The following is a 25829-nucleotide window of genomic DNA, read 5'->3' as shown; positions in this document are numbered from 1 at the left end:
GTTGGAGCGGTTGGCGCGGTGGTCGCTGCCGTTGGTGCGTGTGGGTGGGAGGATGTTGGCGTTGAAGGGTTCGAGTGCGGCGGAGGAGATTTCCCGGGATCGCGCTTCCCTTGGTCGGTTGGGTGCTGGCAAGCTGGAGGTCGTCGAGTGTGGTGTCGACGTGTTGCCGGTGCCGACGATCGTGGTGAGCGCGGAACGAGTCGCGCAACACGGTCGCCGGCACCGCTGAGTTACCGGCATTCGAGAGCTCGAGGGTTGAGAATTGCGTCATGAGTGGTCATCAAGTGAAGGAGCAGTAGATGTCGGCTGGACCTGAATCCGCCGTTTCACGGGAAACGGTTTCACGTGAAACTGCGGCCCCGCCCGAATCGGCCGGCGGCAGTCGAGACCAGAGCCTCGCCCACTCCCCCTACGCCGGTATCTCCCTCGCGGACACGCCGATCGGCGCCGCCGCGCAGCGTGCGAGTCAGGTGCTCCATCCCGGTTCGGTGACTCTGCCGAAGCCGTCGCATCGTCGGGTGTTCACGATCGCCAACCAGAAGGGTGGCGTCGGCAAGACCACCTCCACGGTGAATCTGGCGTCGGCGCTGGCGATCCAGGGGCTCACCGTCCTCGTCGTCGATCTCGATCCGCAGGGCAACGCGAGCACCGCGCTGGGTGTCCCCCACACGTCGGGGACGCCGTCGAGCTACGAACTGCTCCTCGGTGAGGTGACCGCGAAGGAAGCGATCCAGCAGAGCCCCCACAACGAACGCCTCTACTGCATCCCCGCGACGATCGACCTGGCCGGCGCGGAGATCGAACTCGTCTCGATGGTGGCGCGCGAGAACCGCCTCAAGAACGCGCTGTCGGAGAAGGCGCTCGCCGACATCGACGTCGACTTCATCCTCATCGACTGCCCGCCGTCGCTGGGCCTGCTGACGGTCAACGCGATGGTCGCCGCGAAGGAGGTGCTGATCCCGATCCAGTGCGAGTACTACGCGCTCGAGGGCGTCGGGCAGTTGCTCCGCAACATCGAACTGGTCCAGGCGCACCTCAATCCGGAACTGCACGTCTCGACCGTGCTGCTGACGATGTACGACGCCCGCACCAAGCTGGCGGACCAGGTGGCCGAGGAGGTGCGCAAGCACTTCGGCGACGCGGTGTTGCGTGCGATCATCCCCCGCAGCGTGAAGGTGTCCGAGGCTCCCGGTTACGGGATGACGGTCCTCGACTACGACCCCGGATCGAGGGGGGCGATGAGCTATCTCGACGCCGGCCGAGAACTCGCGGCACGCGGGATGACCACCACGACGCAGGAGCAGTAGAGATGGCGCAGACACGTAAGGGCGGGCTCGGCCGCGGGCTGGCGGCGCTGATCCCGACGGGGCCGGCCAACGGTGGACCGGGACTGGGGAACGCGGCCGCGGACGTCATCATCGGGACGTCGGCGCCGGCCGCCGGTGTCGCCACCAAGGATCCCGTGGATCCCCCGGCGGACGCAGCGGAGTCGGGGGCCACCGCGGCCGCGCCGAAGGCCGCCAAGAAGACCGCAGCGAAGGCTCCGGCCAAGACCCCGGCGAAGCCGGCCGCGGCCGCGAAGGCCGCGGATGTAGTCGCGAGCGCGCCGACCCCGACTCCCGCGGTGCGCACCGACGAGGAGCCCCTCTCCCCCGCCGGTGCGGTGTACCACGAGATCCCGCCGCACCTGATCGAGCCGAACCCGAAGCAGCCCCGCCACGTCTTCGACGAGGAGGCGCTCAACGAACTGGTGCACTCGATCCGCGAGTTCGGACTGATGCAGCCGATCGTCGTCCGGCGGATCGGCCCCGAGCAGTACCAGCTCGTCATGGGCGAGCGCCGCTGGCGGGCGAGCCAGATCGCCGGCCTCGAGACGATCCCCGCGATCGTCCGCGAGACCACGGACGAAACGCTGCTGCGCGATGCCCTCCTGGAGAACATCCATCGGGTGCAGCTCAACCCGCTCGAAGAGGCGGCCGCGTATCAGCAGTTGCTCGAGGAGTTCGAGGTCACCCACGAGGAGTTGGCGGCACGGATCGGACGCTCGCGTCCGGTCGTGACGAACATGATCCGACTCCTCAAGCTCCCGATCCCGGTGCAGCGCCGCGTCGCGGCCGGTGTGCTGTCCGCGGGCCACGCCCGTGCGCTGCTGTCCCTCGAGGCGGGAGCGGACGCGCAGGAGGTGCTCGCGGCCCGCATCGTGGCCGAGGGCATGTCGGTGCGGGCAACGGAGGAAGCGGTCATGCTCGCGAATCGCGAGGGCCCCTCCCCTACCCCACCGGTGAAGCGGAAGCCGATCCAGATGCCGGGTCTGCAGGACGTCGCCGAGCGGCTGTCGAGTTCGTTCGACACTCGCGTCACGGTGAGTCTCGGCAAGCGGAAGGGCAAGATCGTCGTCGAGTTCGGTTCGGTCGACGATCTGGAGCGCATCGTGGGCATGATGGAGAAGCAGAGCGGTAACTGATCGCGTTTCACCGGCTCCGGTAACCCGTGACCATAACGTCACTGTGACGTTATGGTCGACGAGTCTCACGCTGCGGGGTCACGGGTCTCCGAAAGAGTCTGCTCCACAGGCTGATTCATGGGCCGGACATCGTCGCCGGGCCGCCGACGGAACTATCCCCTATTCTGGAGGGGATAGTTCCGTCGAGGAGGGGCGAGCATGGAGGCTGGCTTACACAGTGTCGACTAGCGTCACGTCACTCACACTGGACGGACTCGACAAGCTGTCCTCGCACGCGCGGCGATGCGTCTTCTGGGAAATGGATCCCGCCGCGGTTCGCAGCTCCCGAGAGTTCAGTGGTTTCCACGACCCCGAGTTCGAGAAGGAAGCATGGCTGTCGATGGTCATGCTCGAGTGGGGTTCGTGCGGCCAGGTCGCCCTCGTCGACGACAAACCGGCCGGCTGCGCCCTGTACGCCCCACCGAACATGGTGCCCCGGGCCGACCTTTTCCCCACCTCGCCGGTGAGCGCCGACGCGATCCTGCTGACCACGATGCGGCTGGAACCGACCGGTGACGAGTTCGAGTTGGGGTCGACGCTCATCCAGGCAGCCGTCGGCGATCTGGTCCGTCGCGGTGTCCGCGCGCTCGAAGCCTTCGGGATCCGACCCGACCTCGACTCCTCCCCCAGTGACGTCCCCACCGCGACCGCGGCCCGCGAGTGTTCGCCCCAGGAATGCATGATCAGCGCCGACTTCCTGACGGACGTCGGATTCGAGGTGGTCGCACCCCATCACCGGTTCCCGCGGTTGCGGCTCGAGCTCGATCGGGACCACCTGTGGAAGGCGGACGTCGAGGCGGCCCTGGAGCGGCTCCTGGAGGTCGCGGCCCTGTCACTGGTCGATATCGGCGAACGAAGCCCTGTGGGGGCCCACTAGGGCCCATTCCGGGTGGTTCCGGCAACGCCGAGTGGCGCCGTGGAACCGCTACCGGGCCCGCTCCACGCCGGACAGTTCCTCGGCGAGCAGTTCGGCGAACGTGAACGTCCCGGTCGGCGCGTCGTCCTGCCCGAGAAGGTACAGCCGCTTGACGGCGACGAGGATCGCCTCGGCGATGGTGTCGCGGTAACGCGGGTTAGTCAGCACCGAAACATCGGAATCATTTGTGAGATATCCGATGTCGACCTGAACGGTAGGCATCTTGGTGAGCCGCAACAGATCCCAGGTGCGTCCGTGAGTTCTGCAGTCCTGCATAGGTGTTCGAGCCACGACCTCGCGCTGGATGAAGCCGGTGAGGATCTGGCCGATCATCGAGGTGGAGCCGTGCGAGTTGCCGAAGTGGAAGCTGGCCACACCGCCCGCGGACGGGCTGGTGTGGCTGTCGCACCGCAGCGCGATCATCAGGTCGGCGTCGAAGCCGTTGGACGTCTCGGCGCGTTCGGCCTCGCTGGGGTTGGCGTGCGGCGGGCGGGACAGGAACGTCTCCATCCCGGTCGCCGCCATGCGACCCTCGAGCCGGCTCGCGAGATCCCACAGGATCTCGGCCTCGCTCATCGGGCCGTGCGGGGTCGAGACGATCAGACCGGTGTCGGCGCCGCCCAGACCGGGATCGATGACGATCCGCTTGCCGCTGAGCTGCGGGCCGGACCGGCGGACCAGCTCCTCCTCGCTGATCGCGTGCGGCGAACCGCCGGAGACCCGGGTGCCGAGCAGTTCCAGCGACCGCAGGGTCGCGGGGCCGCAGATGCCGTCGGCGGCGATCCCGATCTCTCGCTGGAACGAGCTGAGCGCCTCGTGCGTCTGCGGGCCGAAGTAGCCGTCCACCCGCCCGACGTAGAAGCCGAGGTCCTGCAGACGGGTCTGCAGGGCGGCGACGTCGTCGCCGTACAGCGGCGCGGACAGCTGATAGATGAGGGTGCGGGCGCCGAGGCGGTACGACGCCTCCTTGAGCGAGCGGTACGTCGCGGGACCGACGATCCCGTCGACCAACAGGCCACGCTGCTGCTGGAAGGCTCTGACGGCGGAATCGAGGTGGTGATCGAACACGGCGTCCGGGGCCACCCAGTGCGAGCCGTTGACGGCCTCACGCTGCGTCTCCGCTACCCCGTTGTGGAGGAAGCCCAGGCCGGTCAAGGTACCCCGAATCTCGGCGACGGCGGGGCCGTGATCGCCGTGACGGAGTAGCTGCATGCTCGCGGGCCTTTCGTTGCGGACGTCGATCGATTCTCTCAGACCGCCCCCGGATATCAGCAATCCAGTAGGCCACAGTGTGACAAGGCTGTAGCGCCAGTCGGGTCACACTGTGGCCTGTCCGGTGACACATTCGGTGCCTACCGGGCGGAGCGGAACGGATTCAGGTCAGAGGACGTCGGCGAGATCCTTGAGGAGGGCCGCCTTGCCCTTGGCGCCGACGATGGTCTTGATGGGCTTGCCGCCCTGGAACAGGATCATCGTGGGGATCGACATGACCTGGAAGTCGCGGGCCGCGCCCGGGTTCTGGTCGATGTCGAGCTTGGCGACGGTGAGCTTGTCGCCGTGCTCACCGGCGATCTCCTCGAGCACGGGGGCGACCATCTTGCACGGGCCGCACCAGGTGGCCCAGAAGTCGACGAGCACGGGCTTGTCGGAGTCCAGAACCTCCTGCTTGAACGAGTCGTCGTTGATCGTGATGGTGTTCGACACGGGATCCTCCTGGGACCTGGAAGTGCGCGGATCGGGACAGTGCTCGGATCGGGTGGTGCGGGACCGACTCAGGCGTCGACGGCGACGGGCTCGCCCGCGGCGGCGAGGGTGTTGCCGGTGATGTCGCCCTGGTCGGCCAGCCAGCGCTCGGCGTCGATCGCGGCGGCGCAGCCGGTGCCGGCGGCGGTGATGGCCTGACGGTAGGTGTGGTCCACGAGGTCGCCGGCGGCGAAGACGCCGTCGGTCGAGGTCGCGGTGGTCGGCGACTGCACCTTGACGTAGCCGGTGTCGTCGAGCTGCACCTGGCCCTTGACGAGCTCGCTGCGCGGGTCGTGACCGATGGCGACGAACATGCCGGTGACATCGAGCGTGGACTGCTCACCGGTGACGGTGTCGCGCACGACCAGGCCGGTGACGCTGTTCTCGCCGAGGACCTCGACCGGCTCGGCGCCTGTGACGAAGCGGATCTTCTCGTTCGCCTTGGCGCGCTCGAGCATGATGCGGGACGCGCGGAACTCCTCGCGGCGGTGCACGAGGGTGACGCTGCGGGCGAACTTGGTGAGGAAGGTGGCCTCCTCCATCGCGGAGTCGCCGCCGCCGACCACGACGATGTCCTGGTCGCGGAAGAAGAAGCCGTCGCAGGTGGCGCAGGCGCTGACGCCGCGGCCGAGGAGGCGTTCCTCGCCGGGGATGCCCAGGTAGCGGGCGGCGGCGCCCATCGCGAGGATGACGGCGCGCGCGTAGTACGTCTCGCCGGCCACGACGACCTTCTTGACCGGGCCGTCGAGCTCGAGTTCCTCGACGTCCTCGGTGCGGATGTCCGCACCGAAGCGCTTGGCCTGCTCGCGCATCTCGTCCATCAGGTCCGGGCCCATGATGCCCTCGCGGAAGCCGGGGAAGTTCTCCACCTCGGTGGTGGTCATCAGCGAGCCGCCGAACTGGGTGCCCTCGAAGAGCAGGGGCTCGAGCTCCGCGCGGGCGGCGTAGACGCCGGCCGTGTATCCGGCGGGTCCGGAGCCGACGATGATGAGGTCACGGACCGTGGTCGGAGTAGTCATGCGGGCCTTTCCTGTTCCTGTGATGCAGTCGTGCGATGCGGTGGTTCACTGCTGCTCGCGCGATTCCGCCGGTGGCGGCGCAGCTCGCGGAGTCGGTCAGGTCAACAACAGATTAATGGGTGTTGTTCCCCGCGTCCGTGAGCCGCACGGCACCGGCGCTGTCGAACGTTTCACGTGGAACCGGACGTGTGGAACGAGTCATAGTTCCCCCCACCGTCACTCCGGCCGGCCGGCGAGGTCGGTGACGAACGGGCGGATCAGGGCCGCGGCGGTGCGTCGGACATGATCGACGTCCTCGCCCCGCTCCACCTGGCGGGTCGCGGCGTGCAGCACGGCGTTGACGAGTTCGGACGTCGTCGCCACATCCGGCACCCCGAGTTCGGCGAGCGCGTCGGACAGCGGAGTCACGAGGTCCGCGTGCATCGCGCGGCTCTTGGCGTCGAGTTCGGGACCCGGTGCGATCTGCGCCAGCGCCGTGGCGATGGCGTGCTCCCCCTCGGCCACCAGCTTCAGGTTCGCGTCGACGTAGGCCAGCACCCGCTGATCGGGGCCGCCGGCGTCGGACATCTCGGCGGTGACCCGGGCCGACCACCGGGGAAAGGAGTCCTCGATGAGCGCCTCGAGGAGGTGCTGCCGGGACCGGAAGTACTGGTACATGCTCGAGCGCGCGAGTCCGGCGCGGGCCGCGACCTCGCCGAACGGGGGGATCTCCGTGGCGCCTTCGGCGAGGACCTCCCGAGCGGCGTCGAGGAGGGCACGCTGTTGCGCGGCTCGATGCTCACCGACAGTCGGTGCACTGATCCGCGGCACGCGCCCTCCTCTTCGCACTCGTCTCGGTTACCGGGGTTCGAGTCGCCCGTCCGTCATCTCGACCACGCGGTCGCAATAGTCGAGAACATCGTAGTCGTGGGTCACCATGACAGTCCCTACGCGCGACTCCCGGGTCTCACGCGCCAGCAGTTGCACGATCTCGTGGCTGCGGGCCCGGTCGAGGGCGGCGGTGGGCTCGTCGACCAGCAGCAGCGACGGCGACGACACCAGGGCGCGGGCGATGCCGACGCGCTGACGTTCACCGCCCGAGAGCTGGTCGGGGCGTCGGTCGACCTTGTGACCCAGACCCACCTGCTCGAGCAGCGCGATCGGGTCGCGGAACGTGCGGCCCTTGCTGTTGCCGAGATGCGACACCAGCCGCAACTGGTCGGCGGCGGTGAGCGACGGGATGAGGTTGCCGCTCTGGAACACGAACCCGATGTGCGCCCGCCGGAACTTCGCCGCCTCGGCGCGCTTCATATCGAGCAGGTTGCGGCCGCCCACGTGGACGGTGCCCGAGTCCGGTGTGGTGAGCGCCCCCGCCACCGCGAGGAGGCTCGACTTGCCCGAGCCCGACGGGCCGACGACGGCGACCATCTCGCCCGGCCGGACGGTCAGGCTCACCTTGTCGAGTGCGGTCACGGTCTGCTCGCCGTCACCGAGACGCAGATTGGCGTCGACGATGTCGAGGGCGGCGGTCTCGATTGCGGTTTCGGTCGTGCTCACGGTGTTCTCCTGTGCGCTGCTTCGCCGGGCGCTCATCGCTGGCCTCCCAGCGCGTTCAACGGGTTGACCGAGGCGATGCGGATGATCGCGATCGCGGCGCCGACCAGTCCGAGGACCGTCAGCAGGACCGCGGCGACCGCGACGGCCGCCGGTTCGAGCAGGAACGGCACCCCCCCGCCGATCAGCGAGCCGAAGCCGTAGCCGACCGCCGCGCCCACTGCGACGGAGCCGAGCAGCAGGATGAACGCCTGCGCCAGGCCGTCGCGCAGCAGGTATCCGGTGGAGGCGCCCATCGCGCGCATCACCGCGATCTCGTGCTTGCGCTGGATCGTCCACACCGTGAAGAACGCGCCGACGACGAGCGCGGAGATGGCGTAGAGGAACACCTTGATGAGGTCCAGGGTCATGGTTTCGGCGCTGAAGCCCGGTGACGACGCGAACGAATCCTCGAGCGCGACGGTGGACGTCGCCGCTGCCGCGTCGCCCGCGGCGTAGTCGAGCGTGGCGCCGGGCTGTGCCTGCAACGCGACGGCGGTGGACTCGGTCATCGCCTGCGCGGGCACGGGCTCGCCGGGACGGACGCCGGAGTGCAACTCGCGCCACGTGTCGATCGGCAGGTAGGCGACGTCGACATGGCCGAACGTCTGCTTGCCGTCGGTGACGCCGACGATCTTCAGTTCGGTGCCGAGACGATCGATCGTGATGGTGTCACCGAGGTCGACGCCAGCGTCGAGGGCGCTCTTGCTGATGACGATGCCGTTCGGCTCGCCCAGTCCGGTGCCTCGAGCGGCGGACGGGGCGAGGAACGAGTCGGCCGGGACGCCGAAGAGCGCGAAATCGACCGGCACGTCCTTGTCGTTGTGGGCGTTGACGAGCATGTTGCCGAACGGCTGGGCCTCGGCGACGCCGGGCTGCGCGCGCCAGGCGTCGACCTGCTCGTCGGTGACGACACTGCGCGAGAACGCGGAGTCGGTCTTGGTGCCTTCGTTGAATGCGAACCCGTCGACCGGCATGGCCTTCAGGCCCGAGACGCCGTCCTCGACGAGGCCGGAGGACAGCCCGGACAGCAGCACCATCAGCACCGAGATGAGGGCGATGACACCACCCATCAGGCCGAATCTGGATCGCGCGAACCGTAGCTCCCGCAGGGCGAGGAACATCTGTGAACTCCTGGTCGGTGTGATCTGTCGATGGAGCCGACGAGGGAACTTCAATCTTCCCGACGGCCTGTCGGCAAATATACCAACGCGCTGTCGGTAAGTTGGGTGACGTTGCTCTCGCCCGGCTATCGGGCCCGGGTGTTCTCCCACAGCGCCTCGCGCACCACGCACCGCGTCCCGGTGTAGATCGTGGGCATGCACTTGTTGCAGTGGATGCACAGCCCCTCGGTCGCGCGCCCGCGTCGGAACTTCTCCGGCAGGTATGGATCGCGGAGCAGTGCGCGTGCCATCGCGACGAACTCGAAGCCGTCGTGGAGTGCGGTGCGGACGGTGTCGAGATCGTTGACGCCGCCGAGCAGGATCAGCGGCATCGACAGCGCCTCGCGGAACTGCCGGGCGAGGGGCAGGAAGAAGGCCTCCTCGAACGGGTAGGTCGGAAGGATCCGCGGTCCGTAGACCTTGAGCCCCAGCCGCACCAGTTTCGGTTGCGCGGCAACGAATTCGGCCATCGGAACCTCACCGCGGAAGTAGTACATGCCGTTGAGCAGCGAACTGCCGCCGGTGAGTTGCATCGCATCGAGGTGGCCGTCGGACTCGATCAGTCGGGCGATCTGCAGGCTCTGGTCCAGCCACAGTCCCCCCGGGACGCCGTCGGCCATGTTGAACTTGGCGGTGACCGCGACGGAACCGCCGACCGCCGCGCGGATCCGTTCGAGCACCTCGCGCGGAAAGCGGGACCGCGCGACGACGCTGCCGCCGTACCCGTCGGTGCGCCTGTTGAGGTTGGGGCTCATGAAGCTGCTCAGCAGATAGTTGTGGCCCAGGTGGACCTCGAGCGCGTCGAACCCGGCGTCGACGGCCACCCGCGCCGCGTTCTCGAAGTCCCGGGCCACCTGCTCGAGCTGGTCGAGTGTCGCTGCGCGTACCAAACCCATTGCGGGAGCGCTGATCCGGGTCGACGGTGCCAGCGTGCGGGACTTGTTCGCCCGCTGGTTCGCGACCAGGCCGGCGTGCCCGATCTGGGCGCAGGCCAGCGCCCCCTCGGCGTGCACGGTGTCGGTGAGCCGCCGCAGGTCCCGTCCCGTGTTCGTGTCGAGGACGAGCGCGTGGTTGTTCACGCGTCCGCCCGGTGAGACGGCGCAGTAGGCGACGGTCGTCATCGCCGCTCCCCCGCGGGCCACCTCGGCGTGGAAGTCGATCAGCTCGTCGGTGACCCGGCCGCGTGGCATGACGCCTTCGAAGGTGGCTGCCTTGATGATTCGGTTGCGCAGCGTCAGCGGACCGAGCCGGGCCGGCTCCCAGATCGCCGATGCGGGCGTGGGCGGTGGCGTCGGATTCACGGTGTCACCGACGCAGTCAGGGCGTCGCGCACGGGGCGCCAGGTCAATCCGAGTTCCGACAGCGTCCGGGAGTCGTCGGTGGGGGTGGCCGCGGTGAGCAGCCACGCGGCCTCGTAGCTGAACCCGGCGCTCACCGGCAGTACCGTGCCGATCAGATCGGCGACCCGTCCGGCTCCGCGGAACATGCTCGGCGCCATAGGAATCCGTCGGATTCGGTGGCCCGACGCGCGTTCGAGGATGTCGACGAGCTCGTTGAACCCGATCAGCTCGCCGCCGCACATGTACCGGCGCGGACCACGGCCCGGCCGCATCGCCGCGGCGTGCACGGCCGCGACGTCGCGCACGTCGATCATCTGCATGCCGCCCCGCAGCCGCGGTGCGGCGCCGGCCGCGACCATCGGTGCCCACCCGGTCGCCGTCACCCCGCGCATGCCGCCCAGTCCCGGTCCGACGACACTCGACGGATACGTGATGACCACCGGCGCGCCGGCGTCCTGCAGCGCGCGTGCGATGCGGTCGGCCGCGGCCTTGGTGCGGCCGTAGGCGCTGCGGCCCGGCGCCGTCGGGCTGTCCGGGCCGATCACCGGATCCGGCGACGGGAACAGCGCGCTGTAGCTGGCGACGTGCACGATCGGATCCAGCCCCAGCAGCGCCGCGCGGGTGAGCAGGGTCGCGGTGGCCGCGGTGTTGACCTCCCACATCAGGGCCTCGCGGCTGTTGTCGGTGCCGACCACGCCGGCCGCGTGCAGCACCGCGTCGCAGCCGTCCAGCAGCGCCGCGACGACCTCGGGGTCCCGGATGTCGCCCGAGCGCACCTCGACGTGGTCGGCGGCGTCACCGAAGAGCGAGACGATCTCGGTGGCGGACTCGTTCGGGTGCACGAGCAGCCTGATGCGGTGTCCGTCGTCGAGCAGGGCGCGGGTCGTGTGCGCGCCGAGGTAGCCGGTCCCGCCGGTCACCGCGATCCTCATCTGCATACTTCCGGCCCCACAATTCTGTTGCCACTGGGATCGTAAATGGAGCCTATAGCGCGATACGGCGCGGTGTCCGACAATTCAAGGCGATGAGTGCACAGACAACTGCCGGCGTACCGCCCACCGGGCGGCCCCGGGACCCCCGGATCGACACCGACGTCCTCGCCGCGACCCGCGAGATGCTCCTCGAGGTGGGCTGGGAGCAACTGAGCCTGCGCGCCATCGCCACCCGCGCCGGCGTCAGCCGGGCGGCCCTGTCCCGGCGATGGGCGTCGAAGGCGCACCTCGTGCTCGATGCCCTGCTGGGCGCGACACCGGACCTCGAGCCGTTCGAGGGGACCGACCGCGCGGGCTGGATCGACTGGGTCGTCACCGGCAGCGCGCAGCTGTTCTCCCGGCCCGATGTGCGGGAGGCGTTGCCCGGACTGCTGGCGGCGCTGCGTGACCACGAGGACATGCGTGCCGCACTGTGGCAGGGGTTCAGCGGTCCGGCCACGGCGCTCTTCGTCGCGCACGGCAGCGACGACGCCAGCGAGGAGGACCGGGCGCGGGATCTGCGCGACGCCAAGGCCGTGCTGGTGGCGGCCGCCGGTGCCGCCCTCTTCTCGAGCCTCATCGCGAAGGACGACGACACCCCCGAGCTGCGCGCGCGGATCCGGGAACTGCTGACACCCGTCGCCGACCGGGAGCTCCAAGCCGACGACAACTGATTGCGGCTCAGCCGATTTCGGTCTGAGCGAGCAGATCCGGTGCGCCGGCGTCGCAGCCGGACCCGACGACCACCGCCGTCAGGGCGGGCGGACGGGGGCCCGCGATCAGCATCAACACGGCGGCGCTCCCCCGGTACGACACTTCCCGGGTGCCCACCACGGGACGCGCCGGGTCGATCCCGATGGCCTGCAGGCACGCGCTCCGGACGGCCGGGTTCCCGAGTTCCCCGATGCCCGTCTCGGTCCGCGTGGACCTCGACTCGCGCATGAGGGCCAGCACCTGGTCGCCGTCGAGGTCCGTGCCGAGATCGACGGCGGACGGCGGTGCGGGCTCCGCTGCGGTCGAGCTGGGCGTCGCGATCACGGTCGGTGGCGCGGATTCGGAGCCGTCCAGGCTGGTGAGTGCGAAGACGACGGCGACGGCCGCGGCCATCGAGGCGGCGGACACGGTGATCCACGTGATCATCCGACGGCGCGACGGCGCGTCGGACAGCGCCGTCACGCTGCGTGGAGTCTGCGAATCATCCAGCCCGAGAGCGGAATTGATGCGAGCGGCGACGTCCTGCGGAATGGGGGTCTCGACGCTGTGATCGCGCCCGGCCTCGCCGAGTCGGGCGGTGACGGCATCGAGCGAATCCAGAACGGCGAGCGCGTCCGGGTCCTGGCGCACCAGCGGCCACAGTCGGGCGCTCACGTCGTCGGTCAGGGCGTCGGCATGCAGGTCGGCGAGAAGCTCCGTCGAGAACGGGGGGCCGAGCGGTTCTCCGTCGTCGTGGTCCGTCATCCCACCTCCAACCCGCAATGTCCGGGACACGATTGTGCCTTCAATTAGTTCAGACGCCGGGAGATCAAGATCGGTTCCCTACATCTCGCAAGTATTCCAAATGTCCCGCCAGCTTGGCCCGTGCGCGGGCGCAGCGACTCTTGACGGTCCCCTCGGGGACCCCGAGCCGCGCGGCGGCCTCGGCCACCGAATAACCCTCCATGTCGACGGCCACGATCGCGGCGCGCTGCTCCGCCGACAGCCGCAGCAGGGCCCGGTCGACGAGCATCGCCGTCTCGCTCTCGGCGATGTGGTCACGCTCGTCGCGAGGATCGACGGTCTCGTCGGCGGACAGCGACACCGTCGGACGGACACGGTTCCGCCGGATCCGGTCCAGACACGCGTTCACCACGATCGTGTGCAGCCAGCTGCGCACGGCCGCATCCTCCCGAAACGACCCCGCCGTACGGTGCGCGGACAGCAACGCGTCCTGTAGCGCGTCGGCCGCGTCCTCGACGGTGTAGCTCGTTCTCCTCGCAACATGCCAAAGATGGTCGTAATGCCTGCTCAGCAGCTCCGCGAACGCGCCCCCGTCACCCGACGCGTGCGCTGCCAAGAGTTGTGCATCCGACAAATCAGCTTTGGCGACCCCCCTGAAGATTCGCACCGGCGGATGTTAGCCGATCAATTGCCCGTCACGCGTCGTAGGGGCGCCGCCGGCGACCGGCTCAGGGGGCGGCGGTGAAGGACACCTCGGCCACGTCGGACTGATTCTTGCCGCCCTTCGTGCTGAGTTCGGTGATCCACACGATGACGTTCTTGGTGGCGCCGTCCGTCTTCAGCGGGATCTCCGTCACGCCGTCCTCGAGGGTGCCGTTGCCGATCACACGCGTCTGGTCGAGCGAGGTGTTCGGCGCCGGTGCGGAGCGGATCTCCACCTGCGTCCCCGGGCTCGTCGAGGTGATCTGGATGGCGGACAGGTTCGCGGCCTCGGGGAGCGTCACCATGAGCCCCACGCCGTTCTTCAGCGCCGGGAACGGCTGGAAGTACGCATCGGTGCTCCACGCCGTCGCCGGGTTGCCGTCGATCGCCAGGCCGGCGTTCGCGGCACTGTCGGGAGTGCCCTGGGGCGAGAACACGGCGGCGCCCGCCGGCGTGACCGGACGCGTCGCCGCGGGCGGCGGGGCGGCCGCCGAGGACTCCGCAGACGTCGCGGGCGCCTCTGCCGTCGTCGTCAGGCCCAGGTTCTGGTTCGTCAACGGTTCGTCGGAGTTGCCGCCCGCCAGCAGGTTCGCGAGCCACCACCCGATCAGTGCGAGGACCACGATGGTGAGCGCACCGAGCGAGACCAGGGCGATGAGCGTGCGGTTGGACTTCTGCTTCTCGGCCGCCACCGCCTCCGGGTCGGCCAGTGCGTGCGAGTCGCTGCCGGGGGCCCGCTGGCCCAGCCGGAGCGCGGGCATGAGATCGGTCTTCTGGTCGACGACCGTCGCCTGGTCGAGGATGTGCTGCACCGTCGCGGCCGCGCGGATGCCGCTGTCGCCGCCGAGGGCCCGGACCGCGACGGCGGAGATCTCGAACGGGACCTCCGGCCGGATCGCGCGGGGCTCGACGGGGCGACCCGACGGGTCCCGGTCGGCCGGGCGCATGCCTTCCGACGACTCGGTGCCGTCGTCGAGCGGCCAGCGGGCGGTGATGAGCGCGTACAGCATTGCGCCGAGCCCGCGCACGTCCGAGGCCGGGTCGGCGTCGGACAGGGTGCCGGGGAAGGCGAGAACGGCATCGCCCGCGGTGCTGATGCGGATCCGGTCGGGATCGTCGATGGACAGGGCGCTGCCACCACGGTGCGCCGCCTCCGCGGCCGCCGCGAGCGCCCGGACTGCGCGAGCCGCACCGATCGGCGACGGATCGGTGTCCGCCATCTCCTTCAGCGAGCGGCCCGGCGTCCACTCGGCGACGACGATGCCGCCGGAACTACCGCGGACCACGTCGAGCACCCGCGCGAGCCCGGACGAGTTGATCCGTCCCAGTCGCAGCGTCCGGGACAGGATTGCCTGCGGCCCGTCGGGTCCGGTGGCCGCCGGACCCTCGGCGCGCTGATCGGCGTCGACGAAGGTGAGTGCGACCTCGCGGTCGAGCTTGATGTCGAGTGCCTGCCAGAACTGGAGTCCGCGGGCACCGCCGTGCGGTGCGAGGAGGCGGTAGCGGCCACCGGCCACCGACGCCCCGGGCATCAGCTGCGGACCGCGCAGCTGCGCACGGGGTTCCGGGGCGGCGCCGGCCACGCGCAACGGCGGCATCGGCGAACCGATCGAGAACACACCGGTGTCGACGTTCAGGTCGCCACGACGTCGGCGATCCCGGCTCGCGGCCGCATCGTCGAAGGCGGTGGAATTCTCTGCTGCAGAGTCGTTTTCGTCCGAGTTGCTCGGAGCGGGCGACGCGTCGGACGGCTCGTCCGTGGGATTCGTCGAAGTGGTTGCGGCGTCTGCCACCTTGGTGTTGCCGTTCTCGACGCCAGTGACGTCGTCGGACGTGCCGGTTCGCTTGTCGGCACCGTCGTCGTCGCTCACACGTGCTCCTTCTATGAACTCGTCGGGAATGTAGTCCCCGCCGACGTATGCCTCGCTGCGTCCAGGGTACGGGAGACCGTCAGGTCTATCGAGCGCCCGCGGGAGGTCGCGGATGACCGGAATCAATTCGGTATCAGGCTCGTACGAGGATCCGATGGCCACCATCGCCGGTGCCTCCTCCGCCGTGGCTCGACCGCGCAGTCCCGGAATCCTCCGCGTGACGGCCACGGTGATCGCCATGATCTCCGGCACCTTGGCGAGCCACATCAGGATGAACGTCACCACGAGCATGAGGGCGCCCGTGATCGCGACGCGGATCATCGCGCCGGGTCCGCCGAACGACTCCGACAACCGATCCAGGCCCAGCAGCTTGTCCGCCGCGAACATGGAGATCGCACCCGCCGCGGACGCGAGCAGCACCACCCACACCGTCTTGCCGACGTTCGCCATCCGCAGGTCGCCGAGGCTGCGGTGCAGCAGGTAGCCGCCGATCAACGCGCCGGCCACGAACGCGAGTCCGTTCGCGACGCCGAGCAGGATCACGACGTGCTGGCTGTCGGACGACAGCACCGGGGCGAGCGCCGACAGCGCGATCTTCACACCGGTGATGCCGAGGATGATCCACGTCGGCGTCCAGGCCTGCTCGCGGGCATAGAACACGCGTAGGTGGATCAGCACCAGCGAATAGGGGATGAGCGTGAACGCGGACCAGCTGACGGCCTCACCGAGGCGCTCGGCGTTGCCGGCGCCGAAGTTGCCGTACCCGTACAGCGCGTGCCCGATCTGCGGACCGGCGAACGTGAAGAACGTGACGACCGGGATGAGCGCGATCATCGTCAGCCGGGTCGCGACGGACAGGTCGTCGACGACGGCGGGGGTGTCCTCGGCGGCCGCGTTGCGGCTCAGTCGCGGCATGATCGCGGTGAGCACCGTGACCCCGAGGACGCCGTACGGCAGCTGCAGCAGCAGCCAGGCATTGGTGTAGATCGCGGGGCCGGCCTCGTCGGCGGCCGCCGAGATGCGGGTCGCGAACATCATGCCGAGCTGACTGATCAGCACGTAGAGAACGATCGCCACGGCCATGCCGCCGAACTGCTTGAGCCGGTCGTCGATCCCCCACAGCGGCCGCAGCGAGATGCCCTGCCGACGGATCGCGGGCACCAGGCTCACAGCCTGCGTCACGACACCGGCGGTCACACCGAGCCCCAGGATCAGGACGTGCGGGTCGCTGATGCTCACCGGGTCGAGCGAGATCTCGCCGGGCACCAGCCAGTACGCCGCCAGGATGCCGAGCACCACGACGTTGTTCAGCACCGGCGCCCACGCGCCGGGTTTGAACACCTGCCGGGTGTTGAGGATCGCCGTGAGCAGGGCGGACATGCCGTAGAACAGGATCGCCGGCAGCAGCAGGAAACACAGTGCCGTCGTGAGCTCGGTGTTGACCTCACCGTCCTCCGGCAGGAAGACGTAGGTGGTGAGGATCGGCGCGGCCGCCGTCGCGAACAGCGCCGCCGTGCCCAGCAGCGCGAGCGCCGCCGTGAAGAGTCTTCGGACGAACGCGGCACCCTGATCGGGGTCCTCCCGCTCCGCGCGCACCAGGACCGGGACGACGATCGCGGTGAGGACCGCGCCGAGGACCAGTTCGGAGATCATGTTCGGGATCTGGCTGGCGACGGTGAACGCACTGGCCACGGCCGGGCCGAGCGCGGTCAGCAGCAGCAACTGCTTGAGGAAGCCGGTACCGCGACTGATCAGCGTCGCGAACGCGATCGATCCCGTCGCGGCGAGCAGGCTCTTCTTCTGCGGTTCGTCGGGGGTCGCGGTCTGGGTCTCGGTCTCGGTCTTCGGAGCCGGAGCCGGAGCCTCGGCCGGACGTGCGGCCACCGGCCGCGGCGGGCCGACCTGCTGCGGCACCGGGCGCGGGCCGCCCTGAACGGGTCGCTGACCGCCCGGTGACATGGGTCGCTGATCGCTCGGGGGCATCGGACCGGGACCGCGCTGAGGTGTGGGCCGTGGGCCGCCCTGAGCCGGCGGTCGCTGACCGCCCGGTGTCCCGGGTCGCTGACCGCTCGGTGTCCCGGGTCGCTGACCGCTCGGTGTCCCGGGTTGCTGACCGGTCGGGGGCATCGGCCGCGGTCCCTGCGGGGGCACGGGACGCTGACCGTTCGGGGGTACCGGACGCGGCGGCATCGGCCGCGGAGCGCCCTGCGGCTGGCGGGGTGCGCCCGGCTGGTCGGGGCGCGGACGCATCGGTGGGCGCGGTCCCTGCGGGGGCACAGGTTGCTGCCCGCCCCGAGCCGGCGGTTGCTGACCGCCCGGCGGCATCGGTCGGGGTCCCTGCGGGGGCCCGGGTCGCTGTTCGCTCGGGGGCTGTCCCTGCTGGTCACGGTTCTGCTGGGTTGGTTGGGGACCCCGTTCCCACGGCGCCGGCCGCGCCGACGACCGATAGCCCTCGTCGCGAGAGTTCTCGGTCATGGACGTTCATACCCTTCGTCGGCTCGATCCGGCTGGCCCCGGAACCGGTGCCAGAGGCGTCGCCCGGCGAGGAACAGCAGGAGTGCACCAGCACACGCGGTAATTATCGCCAATGCTTGACCGTACGCGTTCGACCGCACCGTGACGGAAGTCTGTTCGCCCAGGTTCTGGCCGCTTTCGGTGGTCAGTGAGAAATCGACCACCATGGTCCGGGAGTCGGAGACCTCCGCGGGTACCTGCAACGATCGGCTGCCGCGCGGGGGTAGTTGCTGCGGTCCGATGTCGGTGACGTGCATCTCGTCGGGGGCGTCGACGCGCAGTTTCACGTTGATCGCGACGGGGAGGTCGTTGCGGGCCACCAGCAACAGGGGACTCTGCTCGGAGGCCAGCGAGTACACCCCGCCCGGCGCGAGGACCGTGACCGCGGCGTACATGGCGTCGATCGCGGTCGCCACGTTGTTCACCCGGACGTGGGCGGCCTCGTCGGCGGCGGTCGTGGTCGCGGTGTTCTGGTCGCGTCGGCCGGACAGGCTCATCGCCCGGACCAGATCCTCGCGCAGCGGCGCCATGAACCGGGTCGGCGTCAGCGGGACCTGCGGATCATCGACCAGGGTCCGCATCAGTTCGTCGATGCGCGGCGCCTGCGCGCCCACTCCCCGTTCGACGGATTCGGGGGTGCCGTCGACGATCGCGCGCTGGGGGTAGGCGAGCGAGGCGATCTCGGGTGTCGCGGGCCGCTGCTCGGCGAGTTTCGCGAGCGGCCGGGGCGTCGCCAGTCCGGTACGGAGCAGCGTCGACACCGTCGACAGCACGGCCGCGGCCTCGTCGCCGTCGGCGGACCACAGCTGCGGCGGCGCGATCAGCATCGAACGGTCGACCGTTCGGCTCGCGGTGTCGGGGCTCTGCAGCGACGACCAGGTCACCGCGCCCAGCGCATCCTGCAGGCGGGCCGTGCGCGAGTCCCGGTCCAGGTTGTAGCGCGCCCGCTCGGGCACGTACGACGGCGTCTGCGGGCTGGACCCGACCGCCGCCAGCGCCGCGGCCGCGGACACGTCGAACAGCGCGGCGGTCACGGCGTCCGCTCCCCCACCGGCGATCGTCACCGTCTTGCCCGACGACTGGGTGGACTCCACCGCGTTGGCGGCCAGCAGCGTCGTGGTCGGCCCGCGGCTGTGCAGCATCTGCGCCGACGAGTCGTCGAGGACGCCGGAGTCCGGCCAAGTGACGTTGCGCAGCGACGTGACCCCGAGGATCGAGTCGACGATGTCGGACGGCGACTGCAGTGCGCTCGCGGTGAGTGACGGGTCGTCGACCCGGCTCAGCGCCGCGAGGTCCACCTGCGCGAACGGTACGGCGGTCACGCACATGCTGTGGGCGAGCGATTCCAGGCGATCGAGCCACGCGGCCGCGGCGTCGCGTCCGGTGCCCTCGTGCGCGGGTCCGGACGGATTCGCCGGGTCGTCCACCACGAGGTACCCGCCGGACATGTTGCTCACGGTGATCAGCAGGTCCGGGTCGACCGCCAGGCACACGCTGTCGGTCAGCCGTTTGTCCTTGTCGACGTCGGGCCCGGTGGCGAACTCGGCGGCGGCGAGCAGTTGCTCGAGCCGTCCGCCCTGGGACAGGGAGCCCGCGAGGACGTCGTCGACCAGCCGGACCTTGTCGTTCACGGAGCCCGGGATCCCGGCCGCCAGTCGCGGCTGGTCGGCGAGCGGCCACAGCATCGTGACCGCGAGCGGGTCGGACGTGTCGGGCGGGACGGGCGCGGTCACCGATCCGGAGTCGGTGCCCTGCGGCGCGCTGTCGGCGGTCCCCGCCGCTCGGGGCAGTCCCAGCACGGGCAGCAGGAACCGGGCGTCGTCGAGGCGGGCCTGCCCGCCGTACGCGGGGGTTCCGTTGACGTTGACCAGGAGCGGGTAGACGCCGGGTTCGGTGATGTCGAGCGACCACCCGGAGATCGAGCGCAGCGGCAGCGCCAGCGTGAACTGCTTGCGTTCACCCTCCTCGAGGCTGGAAGCCACCTCCACGAACGGTCCGGCGACGTCGAACTCGCCCTGATCGAGGTCCAGGGAGGTGCGCAGTTCCTCGCTCGAGCCCACCGCGGGTGCCCGCTGCAGCCGGACACCGACGTCGGTGACCGGCCGGTCGCCGATGTTCGCGACGGTTCCCCGGACGGTCACCACCGGGTCGGTCGTGGTGGTCACCGCGGTCGGGGTGACGTCGTCGATGTGCAGTTCGAGGAACTTCGGTTGTGCGCGCGACTTCGTCACCGGCGCCCCGGTCGTCGACTCGGGCTGGGTCTGCGTCGTGGGTTGGGCGGCCGCGGCCCCGGCGCCCACGACGGCGCCGATCATCATCAGGACGAGCGTCAGCGCCGTGAGAACTCTGGCACCGGATCGTCGCCATGCCGGACGCGATGCCACTGTCATTCCGCGTCGGTCCCCCTGACGCGCGAGGGTTCCATCTCGGCGATGAGCTGACCGGCGATCTCGGCGAGCTTGCGTTCGTCGGCGTAGGCGAGGCGGGAGTCCAGTTCCGACAGCGGCACCCAGGCCACCTCGGTGACTTCGATGTCGGCGTCGGACAGTTCACCGCCGAGCGATCGCATGAGGTAGTGGTGCACTGTCTTGTGGACGCGGCGGCCCTCGGTGACGAACCAGTAGTCGATGCTGCCGAGGGATGCGACGACGGATCCGCGGATGCCGGTCTCCTCGGCGACCTCTCGCATCGCGGTCTGTTCGGCGGTCTCGCCCTGTTCGATGTGTCCCTTCGGCAGCGACCACAGCAGCCGGCCACGCCGGTCGGTCCGCCCGATGAGGGCCGCGCACAGTTTGTCCTCGGGGCCGCCGAGGCCGTCGACGACCAGTCCCCCGGCGGAGGTTTCGCGGACGGTCCGCATGTGCGGAGTCGCGGAATCCGCGCCCGCGCCGCGACGCCGCGAGGAGCGGCGGTTACGGTTGGCACGTTCGGCGGCGGACACCTCATCGATCGTAGTTGACAGAGCCTGTTCGGCCTGACTCCCACGCCAGCGTGCGTGCAGGGTCACTGATGCACGTCCGGCTATTTGTCGACCTCGGTAAGGTTTGCTCACGTGAATGCCCCTACCCCCGACGCGGACCGGCGTGCCCGACTGCTGCGCGGTGCGCACGAGACCCTGAGCGCCCTGTCGGACGTGCTGACCCCGCTCGGGGCCCGGTTCGCCGACGCGGGTCACGAGTTGTACCTGGTGGGTGGCAGTGTGCGCGACGCGGTCCTGGGCCGTCTCGGCACGGACCTCGACCTCACCACCGACGCGCACCCCGAGCAGGTGCAGGCGATCCTGCGCGGCTGGGCCGACAACCAGTGGGACACCGGCATCGCGTTCGGGACGATCAGCGCGGCCAAGGGCAACGACCAGATCGAGATCACCACCTACCGCACCGACACCTACGACGGCGTCACGCGGAACCCCGAGGTGCAGTACGGCACGACGCTCGAGGAGGACCTGGTCCGACGCGACTTCACGGTCAACGCGATGGCCGTGCGGATCGATGCGGAGGGCACATTCGAGTTCGTGGATCCGCTCGGGGGCATGGATGCGCTGCTCGCCGGCGTCCTGGACGCTCCCGCGGCGCCGGAGATCTCCTTCAACGACGATCCGCTGCGGATGCTGCGCGCGTGCCGATTCGTCTCGCAACTCGGTTTCACGCTCGCGCCGCGGGTGCACCAGGCGATCGTCGACATGGCCGGGCAGATCGACCGGATCACCGCCGAGCGGGTGCACACCGAGCTCGACAAGCTGATCCTCGGCGAATACCCGATCGACGGCATCAACGTGATGTGCGAGACCGGCCTGGCCGATCACGTGCTGCCCGAGGTGCCGCAGATGAAGCTCGAGATCGACGAGCACCACCAGCACAAGGACGTGTACTGGCATTCGCTGACGGTGCTCAAGCAGGCGATCGACCTCGAGGACGGCAACCCGGACCTGGTGCTGCGCTGGGCGGCGCTGCTCCACGACATCGGCAAGCCGGACACCAAGCGCAACGAGCCCGGCGGCGGCGTCAGCTTCCACCACCACGAGGTGGTGGGCGCCAAGCTGGTCCGCAAGCGGATGCGGGCGCTGAAGTACTCCAAACAAATGGTCGACGAGGTCGGCCAGTTGGTGTTCCTGCACCTGCGCTTCCACGGCTACGGCAAGGGGCAGTGGACGGATTCGGCGGTGCGCCGCTACGTCACCGACGCCGGTGACCTGCTGCCGCGGCTGCACAAGCTGGTGCGCGCCGACTGCACCACCCGCAACAAGCGTCGGGCCGCGGCGCTGCAGGCCACGTACGACGACCTCGAGCAGCGGATCGCCCGGATCGCCGAGCAGGAGGATCTGGCGCGGGTGCGCCCCGACCTCGACGGCAACGCGATCATGGAACTGCTCGGCATCCCGGCCGGCCCGCAGGTGGGTAAGGCGTGGAAGTTCCTCAAGGAGCTGCGCCTGGACCGTGGACCGCTCGATCGGGACGAGGCCGAGGCGGAGCTGCTGAAGTGGTGGGCGGAGCAGTCGGAGAACCAGTAGCCGGAGAGCTAGGTTGCAAGCACGCATCCGCGGATCGAATCGATTGAATCTTCCGCGTCTGCGGATCTAGACTCCCGGAATGCCAGACATCCGGATACGCGATGCGGCCCAGTTGCTCGGCGTCAGCGACGACACCGTCCGCCGGTGGGTCGACGCCGGCACCCTCGCCGCCCACAAGGACGACTCCGGCCGCATGGTGGTCGACGGAAAGCAGCTCGCCGAGTACGCGCGGGCCAACGCGGCGCCCACGCCCGAGAACCCGCTCGGGGTCGGCAGCTCGGCCCGCAACCGGTTCGTCGGTCTCGTCACCCGGGTCGTCGCCGACGGGGTGATGGCCCAGGTGGAGATGCAGTGCGGGCCGTTCTCCGTCGTCTCGCTGATGAGTGCCGAGGCCGTCCGCGAGCTGAAGCTCGAACCGGGCAGCATCGCGGTGGCCGTCGTGAAGGCGACCACCGTGATCGTCGAGACGCCGGGGGTCCCGTCGTGAGGTGGATGCGGGGTGCGGTGGTCGCGGTCGCCGCGGTGCTGACGACGGCCCTTGCCGGGTGCAGCGGCGCCACCGACGCGGGAACCGAGGGCGGAGACTCGATCACGGTGTTCGCGGCAGCGTCGCTGAAGTCGACGTTCACCGAACTGGGGCAGCGTTTCGAGGAGCAGCATCCCGGCACCCGGGTCGTGTTCAACTTCGCCGGATCGTCCGACCTGGTGGCTCAGCTCGATCAGGGCGCCCCGGGCGACGTCTTCGCGTCGGCCGACACTGCGAACATGACGAAGGCGGTCCAGGCGGGGTTGACGGCGTCGGAGCCGGTGAACTTCGCGACCAATATTCTGACCATCGTTGTGCCGCCCGGTAATCCGGTGAACATCGCGTCGTTCGCGGACCTGGCCCGCCCGGACGTGAAGGTGGTGGTCTGCGCGCCGCAGGTGCCGTGCGGCACGGCGACCCAGAAGATCGAGGACGCCACCGGGATCCGCCTCACTCCCGTCAGCGAGGAATCGTCGGTCACCGACGTGCTCGGCAAGGTCGTCACCGGTCAGGCCGATGCCGGGCTGGTGTACGTCACCGACGCGGCCGCCGCAGGTGACAAGGTCACGGAGATCCCGTTCCCGGAGGCGACGAAGGTCGTCAACACCTACCCGATCGTGGTGCTGAAGGATTCCGGGAACCCGGAGGTGGCGAGCGAATTCACCGGGTACGTCACCGGGCCGGAGGGCCGCGCGGTCCTGTCCGAGGCCGGGTTCGGCGCCCCGTGACCGTGCGGCCGCGGGTACGGGTTCCGGCCGGTCTGCCGGTCTGGATCTACGTTCCCGCGGCCGTCGGCGCGCTGCTGGTGGTGCTGCCGCTGGTCGCGATGCTCGTCGGGGTCGACTGGCCCAACTTCTGGGAGCTCGTCACCTCCGAATCCTCCTTGGACGCTTTGGTTCTGAGTCTGAAGACGGCCTCGATCAGCACGCTGCTGTGTGTGCTGCTGGGGGTGCCGATGGCGATGGTGTCGGCCTGCTGCTCGTTTCCCGGGCTCGCGGCGCTGCGGGCGCTGGTGCTGCTCCCGCTGGTGCTGCCGCCCGTCGTCGGCGGCCTCGCGCTGCTCTACACGTTCGGCCGACGCGGATTGATCGGGCAGCACCTCGAGGTGGCGGGCATCCAGATCGCGTTCTCCACCACCGCGGTCGTGTTGGCGCAGACGTTCGTCGCGCTGCCGTTCCTGGTGATCAGTCTCGAGGGCGCGCTGCGCACCGCCGGGCGGCGCTACGAGGCGGTGGCCGCCACGCTCGGCGCTCCACCCACGACGGTGCTGCGCCGGGTCACCCTGCCGCTGGTGCTGCCCGGACTGATCTCGGGCGCGGTGCTGGCCTTCGCGCGCGCCCTCGGGGAATTCGGCGCGACACTGACGTTCGCCGGGAGCCTGCAGGGCGTCACCAGGACGTTGCCGCTGGAGATCTACCTGCAGCGGGAGACCGATCCGGAGGCCGCGGTCGCGCTGTCGCTGGTGCTGGTGGTGGTGGCCGTCGCCATCGTCCTCGGGGCCCGCACGCGTCGCGCGGCCGGTGCGCTGTGAACGGGTTGAGCGTGCGGGCCCGGGTCGATGCCCGCGGGTTCGACGTCGAGCTCGACGTCGCTCCGGGCGAGGTGCTCGCGGTGCTCGGCCCCAACGGGGCCGGCAAGTCGACGCTGCTGGACGTGGTGGCCGGGCTGCTGCGACCCGACTCCGGCCGTGTCGAACTCGGCGACCGGGTGCTCACCGATGTCGCGAAAAATGTTGCGGTGCAGCCGCACCAGCGATCGGTGGCGTTGCTGGCCCAGGAGGCGCTGCTGTTCCCGCACCTCACGGTCCGAGAGAACGTCGCATTCGCCCCGCGCAGCGCGGGGTTGGGGCGGCGCGAGTCGTATGCCTCGGCGCAGCGGTGGCTCGACGAGGTGGATGCGGCGGCCCTCGCGGCGCGGCGGCCGCGGCAACTGTCCGGCGGTCAGGCACAGCGGGTCGCGGTGGCACGGGCGCTCGCCGCCGACCCGCAGGTGCTGCTGCTCGACGAGCCGATGGCGGCACTGGATGTCGCCGCCGCGCCGGCGCTGCGGGCCCTGCTGCGCCGGGTTCTGCGTACCGGGGACCGGACCGCGATTCTCGTGACTCACGATGTGCTGGACGCGCTTTCGCTTGCCGACCGGGCCGTCGTGCTCGACGGCGGGCGCATCGTCGAGCAGGGATCCGTGGACCGGGTACTCACCCGGCCGCGCAGCGCCTTCGCGGCCCGGATCGCCGGCATCAACCTGCTGTCGGGCAAGATCCGCGACGGCGTCCTGGACACCGCCGCGGGGGCGGTGAGTGGCATCGGCGAGGACGGGTGCGGCGACGGGGACCATGCCGTCGCGGTGTTCTCCCCCACCGCTGTCGCAGTCCACCGCGAGCATCCGGAAGGCAGCCCCCGCAACATCTTCCGGGTACGGATCGCGGAGATCGAGGGACGGGGGCACGCGATTCGTGTCCGCACCGACGATCACGTCGACGGTTCGGCCGGTCTGGTTGCCGACGTCACGGCCACCGCCGTCGCCGAACTCGATCTGGCCCCCGGCGACGACGTGTGGTTCGCCGTCAAGGCGACCGAGGTGGCGGTCTACCCGGCGCGGTGAACCGGGCAGCACCCGAAGGCGCCCGCAATGTTGCCCGCCGACTGGATCATCGAGTCCACGGGGGCGTGATGATGCCACCGTCGGCGGTGGTGGCGGTCAGGCCCACCGATGTCGTCACCCACAGCGAGGCCGTGCCGTCGCCGTGATTGTCGAGCTGAACCGTTGCCGCCTCCGGAACCAGGACGACGTCTCCGGCGGCGAGCGGAGTTCGGCGGCCGTCCAGGGTGACTGTGGGTGAGCCGTGGAGCACGAGGAAGACCTCTTCGTGCGAGACGGTGTGCGGGGCACCGTCGGACCCGGGTGCCAGGTCTGTGCGCCAGGCGCACAGCTGTCGGCTGCCACGAGACGGTGCCACGTAGGAGTGGAATCGAGACTCGTGCATTCGGTGTGTCAGATGGTCACCATCTTTTCGGACTGGCATCGCGAACCCCCTTCTCGTCA

The 25829-nt window shown here is 69.9% G+C and carries 23 protein-coding genes and 1 pseudogene; 10 read left to right on the top strand and 14 right to left on the bottom strand.

What is annotated here, in order from left to right:
* The 4 genes and pseudogenes from DEU38_RS09240 to DEU38_RS09225 all read left to right on the top strand — a co-directional run.
* Positions 1-229 (top strand): annotated as a pseudogene (locus tag DEU38_RS09240) (class I SAM-dependent methyltransferase); the annotation flags it as partial.
* Positions 230-299: 70 nt separating this feature from the next.
* The gene (locus tag DEU38_RS09235) at positions 300-1307 is read left to right on the top strand and encodes a ParA family protein (protein WP_114720263.1); all 1008 of its coding nucleotides are present in this window, start codon (positions 300-302) and stop codon (positions 1305-1307) included.
* Between the two features lie 2 nt (positions 1308-1309).
* Complete coding sequence (locus DEU38_RS09230) at positions 1310-2464, top strand: ParB/RepB/Spo0J family partition protein (protein WP_114720261.1); 1155 nt, start codon at positions 1310-1312, stop codon at positions 2462-2464.
* A 217-nt stretch (positions 2465-2681) separates the two neighbouring features.
* Positions 2682-3380, top strand: a complete 699-nt coding sequence (locus tag DEU38_RS09225; protein ID WP_114720259.1) for a GNAT family N-acetyltransferase — start codon at positions 2682-2684, stop codon at positions 3378-3380.
* A 48-nt stretch (positions 3381-3428) separates the two neighbouring features.
* Here the strand turns inward: DEU38_RS09225 and DEU38_RS09220 are convergent, their stop codons facing one another.
* From DEU38_RS09220 to DEU38_RS09185, 8 genes are all read right to left on the bottom strand, one after another.
* The gene (locus tag DEU38_RS09220) at positions 3429-4631 is read right to left on the bottom strand and encodes an N-acetylmuramoyl-L-alanine amidase (RefSeq protein ID WP_114720257.1); all 1203 of its coding nucleotides are present in this window, start codon (positions 4629-4631) and stop codon (positions 3429-3431) included.
* Between the two features lie 168 nt (positions 4632-4799).
* The gene (gene trxA, locus DEU38_RS09215) at positions 4800-5123 is read right to left on the bottom strand and encodes a thioredoxin (protein WP_114720255.1); all 324 of its coding nucleotides are present in this window, start codon (positions 5121-5123) and stop codon (positions 4800-4802) included.
* Between the two features lie 68 nt (positions 5124-5191).
* Entirely contained in the window at positions 5192-6181 is a 990-nt protein-coding gene (gene trxB / locus DEU38_RS09210; RefSeq protein WP_114720253.1) for a thioredoxin-disulfide reductase, read from the bottom strand.
* 216 nt (positions 6182-6397) lie between these two features.
* Positions 6398-6991, bottom strand: coding sequence for a TetR/AcrR family transcriptional regulator (locus DEU38_RS09205; RefSeq protein WP_114720251.1), 594 nt, complete (start codon positions 6989-6991; stop codon positions 6398-6400).
* Between the two features lie 27 nt (positions 6992-7018).
* Entirely contained in the window at positions 7019-7717 is a 699-nt protein-coding gene (locus DEU38_RS09200; protein ID WP_397484504.1) for an ABC transporter ATP-binding protein, read from the bottom strand.
* 32 nt (positions 7718-7749) lie between these two features.
* Complete coding sequence (locus DEU38_RS09195) at positions 7750-8877, bottom strand: ABC transporter permease (protein ID WP_114720248.1); 1128 nt, start codon at positions 8875-8877, stop codon at positions 7750-7752.
* A gap of 125 nt (positions 8878-9002) precedes the next feature.
* Complete coding sequence (locus tag DEU38_RS09190; RefSeq protein WP_258557755.1) at positions 9003-10217, bottom strand: NADH:flavin oxidoreductase; 1215 nt, start codon at positions 10215-10217, stop codon at positions 9003-9005.
* Positions 10214-11188 carry an NAD-dependent epimerase/dehydratase family protein gene (locus DEU38_RS09185; RefSeq protein WP_114720464.1) on the bottom strand — a complete coding sequence of 325 codons (975 nt, stop codon included), beginning with the start codon at positions 11186-11188 and terminating at the stop codon, positions 10214-10216. Before DEU38_RS09185 ends, DEU38_RS09190 begins: the two co-directional genes overlap by 4 nt.
* 92 nt (positions 11189-11280) lie before the next feature.
* Here DEU38_RS09185 and DEU38_RS09180 point away from each other — a divergent pair, with 92 nt between their 5' ends.
* Positions 11281-11901, top strand: coding sequence for a TetR/AcrR family transcriptional regulator (locus DEU38_RS09180; protein ID WP_114720246.1), 621 nt, complete (start codon positions 11281-11283; stop codon positions 11899-11901).
* A gap of 7 nt (positions 11902-11908) precedes the next feature.
* On the opposite strand, the gene DEU38_RS09175 is transcribed toward DEU38_RS09180, so the two are convergent.
* The 5 genes from DEU38_RS09175 to DEU38_RS09155 form a co-directional block, all read right to left on the bottom strand.
* The gene (locus tag DEU38_RS09175; protein WP_114720244.1) at positions 11909-12685 is read right to left on the bottom strand and encodes a hypothetical protein; all 777 of its coding nucleotides are present in this window, start codon (positions 12683-12685) and stop codon (positions 11909-11911) included.
* A 64-nt stretch (positions 12686-12749) separates the two neighbouring features.
* Positions 12750-13331, bottom strand: coding sequence for an RNA polymerase sigma factor SigM (gene sigM / locus DEU38_RS09170; RefSeq protein WP_114720242.1), 582 nt, complete (start codon positions 13329-13331; stop codon positions 12750-12752).
* Between the two features lie 61 nt (positions 13332-13392).
* On the bottom strand, positions 13393-17196 hold the full coding sequence (locus tag DEU38_RS09165) for a lipid II flippase MurJ (protein ID WP_114720240.1): 3804 nt from the start codon (positions 17194-17196) through the stop codon (positions 13393-13395).
* Between the two features lie 512 nt (positions 17197-17708).
* Positions 17709-20141 carry a DUF6049 family protein gene (locus DEU38_RS09160; protein ID WP_114720238.1) on the bottom strand — a complete coding sequence of 811 codons (2433 nt, stop codon included), beginning with the start codon at positions 20139-20141 and terminating at the stop codon, positions 17709-17711.
* On the bottom strand, positions 20138-20692 hold the full coding sequence (locus DEU38_RS09155) for an NUDIX hydrolase (protein WP_114720236.1): 555 nt from the start codon (positions 20690-20692) through the stop codon (positions 20138-20140). The genes DEU38_RS09160 and DEU38_RS09155 overlap by 4 nt, the downstream gene beginning before the upstream one ends.
* Before the next feature lie 111 nt (positions 20693-20803).
* On the opposite strand from DEU38_RS09155, the gene DEU38_RS09150 reads away from it, so the two are divergent.
* The 5 genes from DEU38_RS09150 (at position 20804) to DEU38_RS09130 (ending at position 25388) form a co-directional block, all read left to right on the top strand.
* Positions 20804-22261 (top strand): CCA tRNA nucleotidyltransferase, encoded by a 1458-nt coding sequence (locus DEU38_RS09150; protein WP_114720234.1) that lies wholly within the window; start codon positions 20804-20806, stop codon positions 22259-22261.
* Between the two features lie 79 nt (positions 22262-22340).
* Positions 22341-22748, top strand: coding sequence for a molybdopterin-binding protein (locus tag DEU38_RS09145; RefSeq protein ID WP_114720232.1), 408 nt, complete (start codon positions 22341-22343; stop codon positions 22746-22748).
* 5 nt (positions 22749-22753) lie between these two features.
* Positions 22754-23515, top strand: coding sequence for a molybdate ABC transporter substrate-binding protein (modA, locus tag DEU38_RS09140; protein WP_114720230.1), 762 nt, complete (start codon positions 22754-22756; stop codon positions 23513-23515).
* The gene (locus DEU38_RS09135; protein ID WP_114720228.1) at positions 23512-24318 is read left to right on the top strand and encodes an ABC transporter permease; all 807 of its coding nucleotides are present in this window, start codon (positions 23512-23514) and stop codon (positions 24316-24318) included. Before modA ends, DEU38_RS09135 begins: the two co-directional genes overlap by 4 nt.
* On the top strand, positions 24315-25388 hold the full coding sequence (locus tag DEU38_RS09130; protein ID WP_114720226.1) for a sulfate/molybdate ABC transporter ATP-binding protein: 1074 nt from the start codon (positions 24315-24317) through the stop codon (positions 25386-25388). Before DEU38_RS09135 ends, DEU38_RS09130 begins: the two co-directional genes overlap by 4 nt.
* A gap of 46 nt (positions 25389-25434) precedes the next feature.
* Here the strand turns inward: DEU38_RS09130 and DEU38_RS09125 are convergent, their stop codons facing one another.
* A complete protein-coding gene (locus tag DEU38_RS09125; protein WP_254622697.1) occupies positions 25435-25743 on the bottom strand; it encodes a cupin domain-containing protein in 309 nt (102 codons plus the stop codon).
* Positions 25744-25829 lie beyond the last annotated feature (86 nt).

Origin of the sequence: Rhodococcus sp. AG1013 (genome assembly GCF_003350365.1) — a bacterium.
In the GTDB taxonomy this organism is placed as follows: domain Bacteria; phylum Actinomycetota; class Actinomycetes; order Mycobacteriales; family Mycobacteriaceae; genus Prescottella.
Note: the sequence above shows the minus strand (reverse complement) of the source record. Positions and strands in the feature narration are given on the sequence as shown.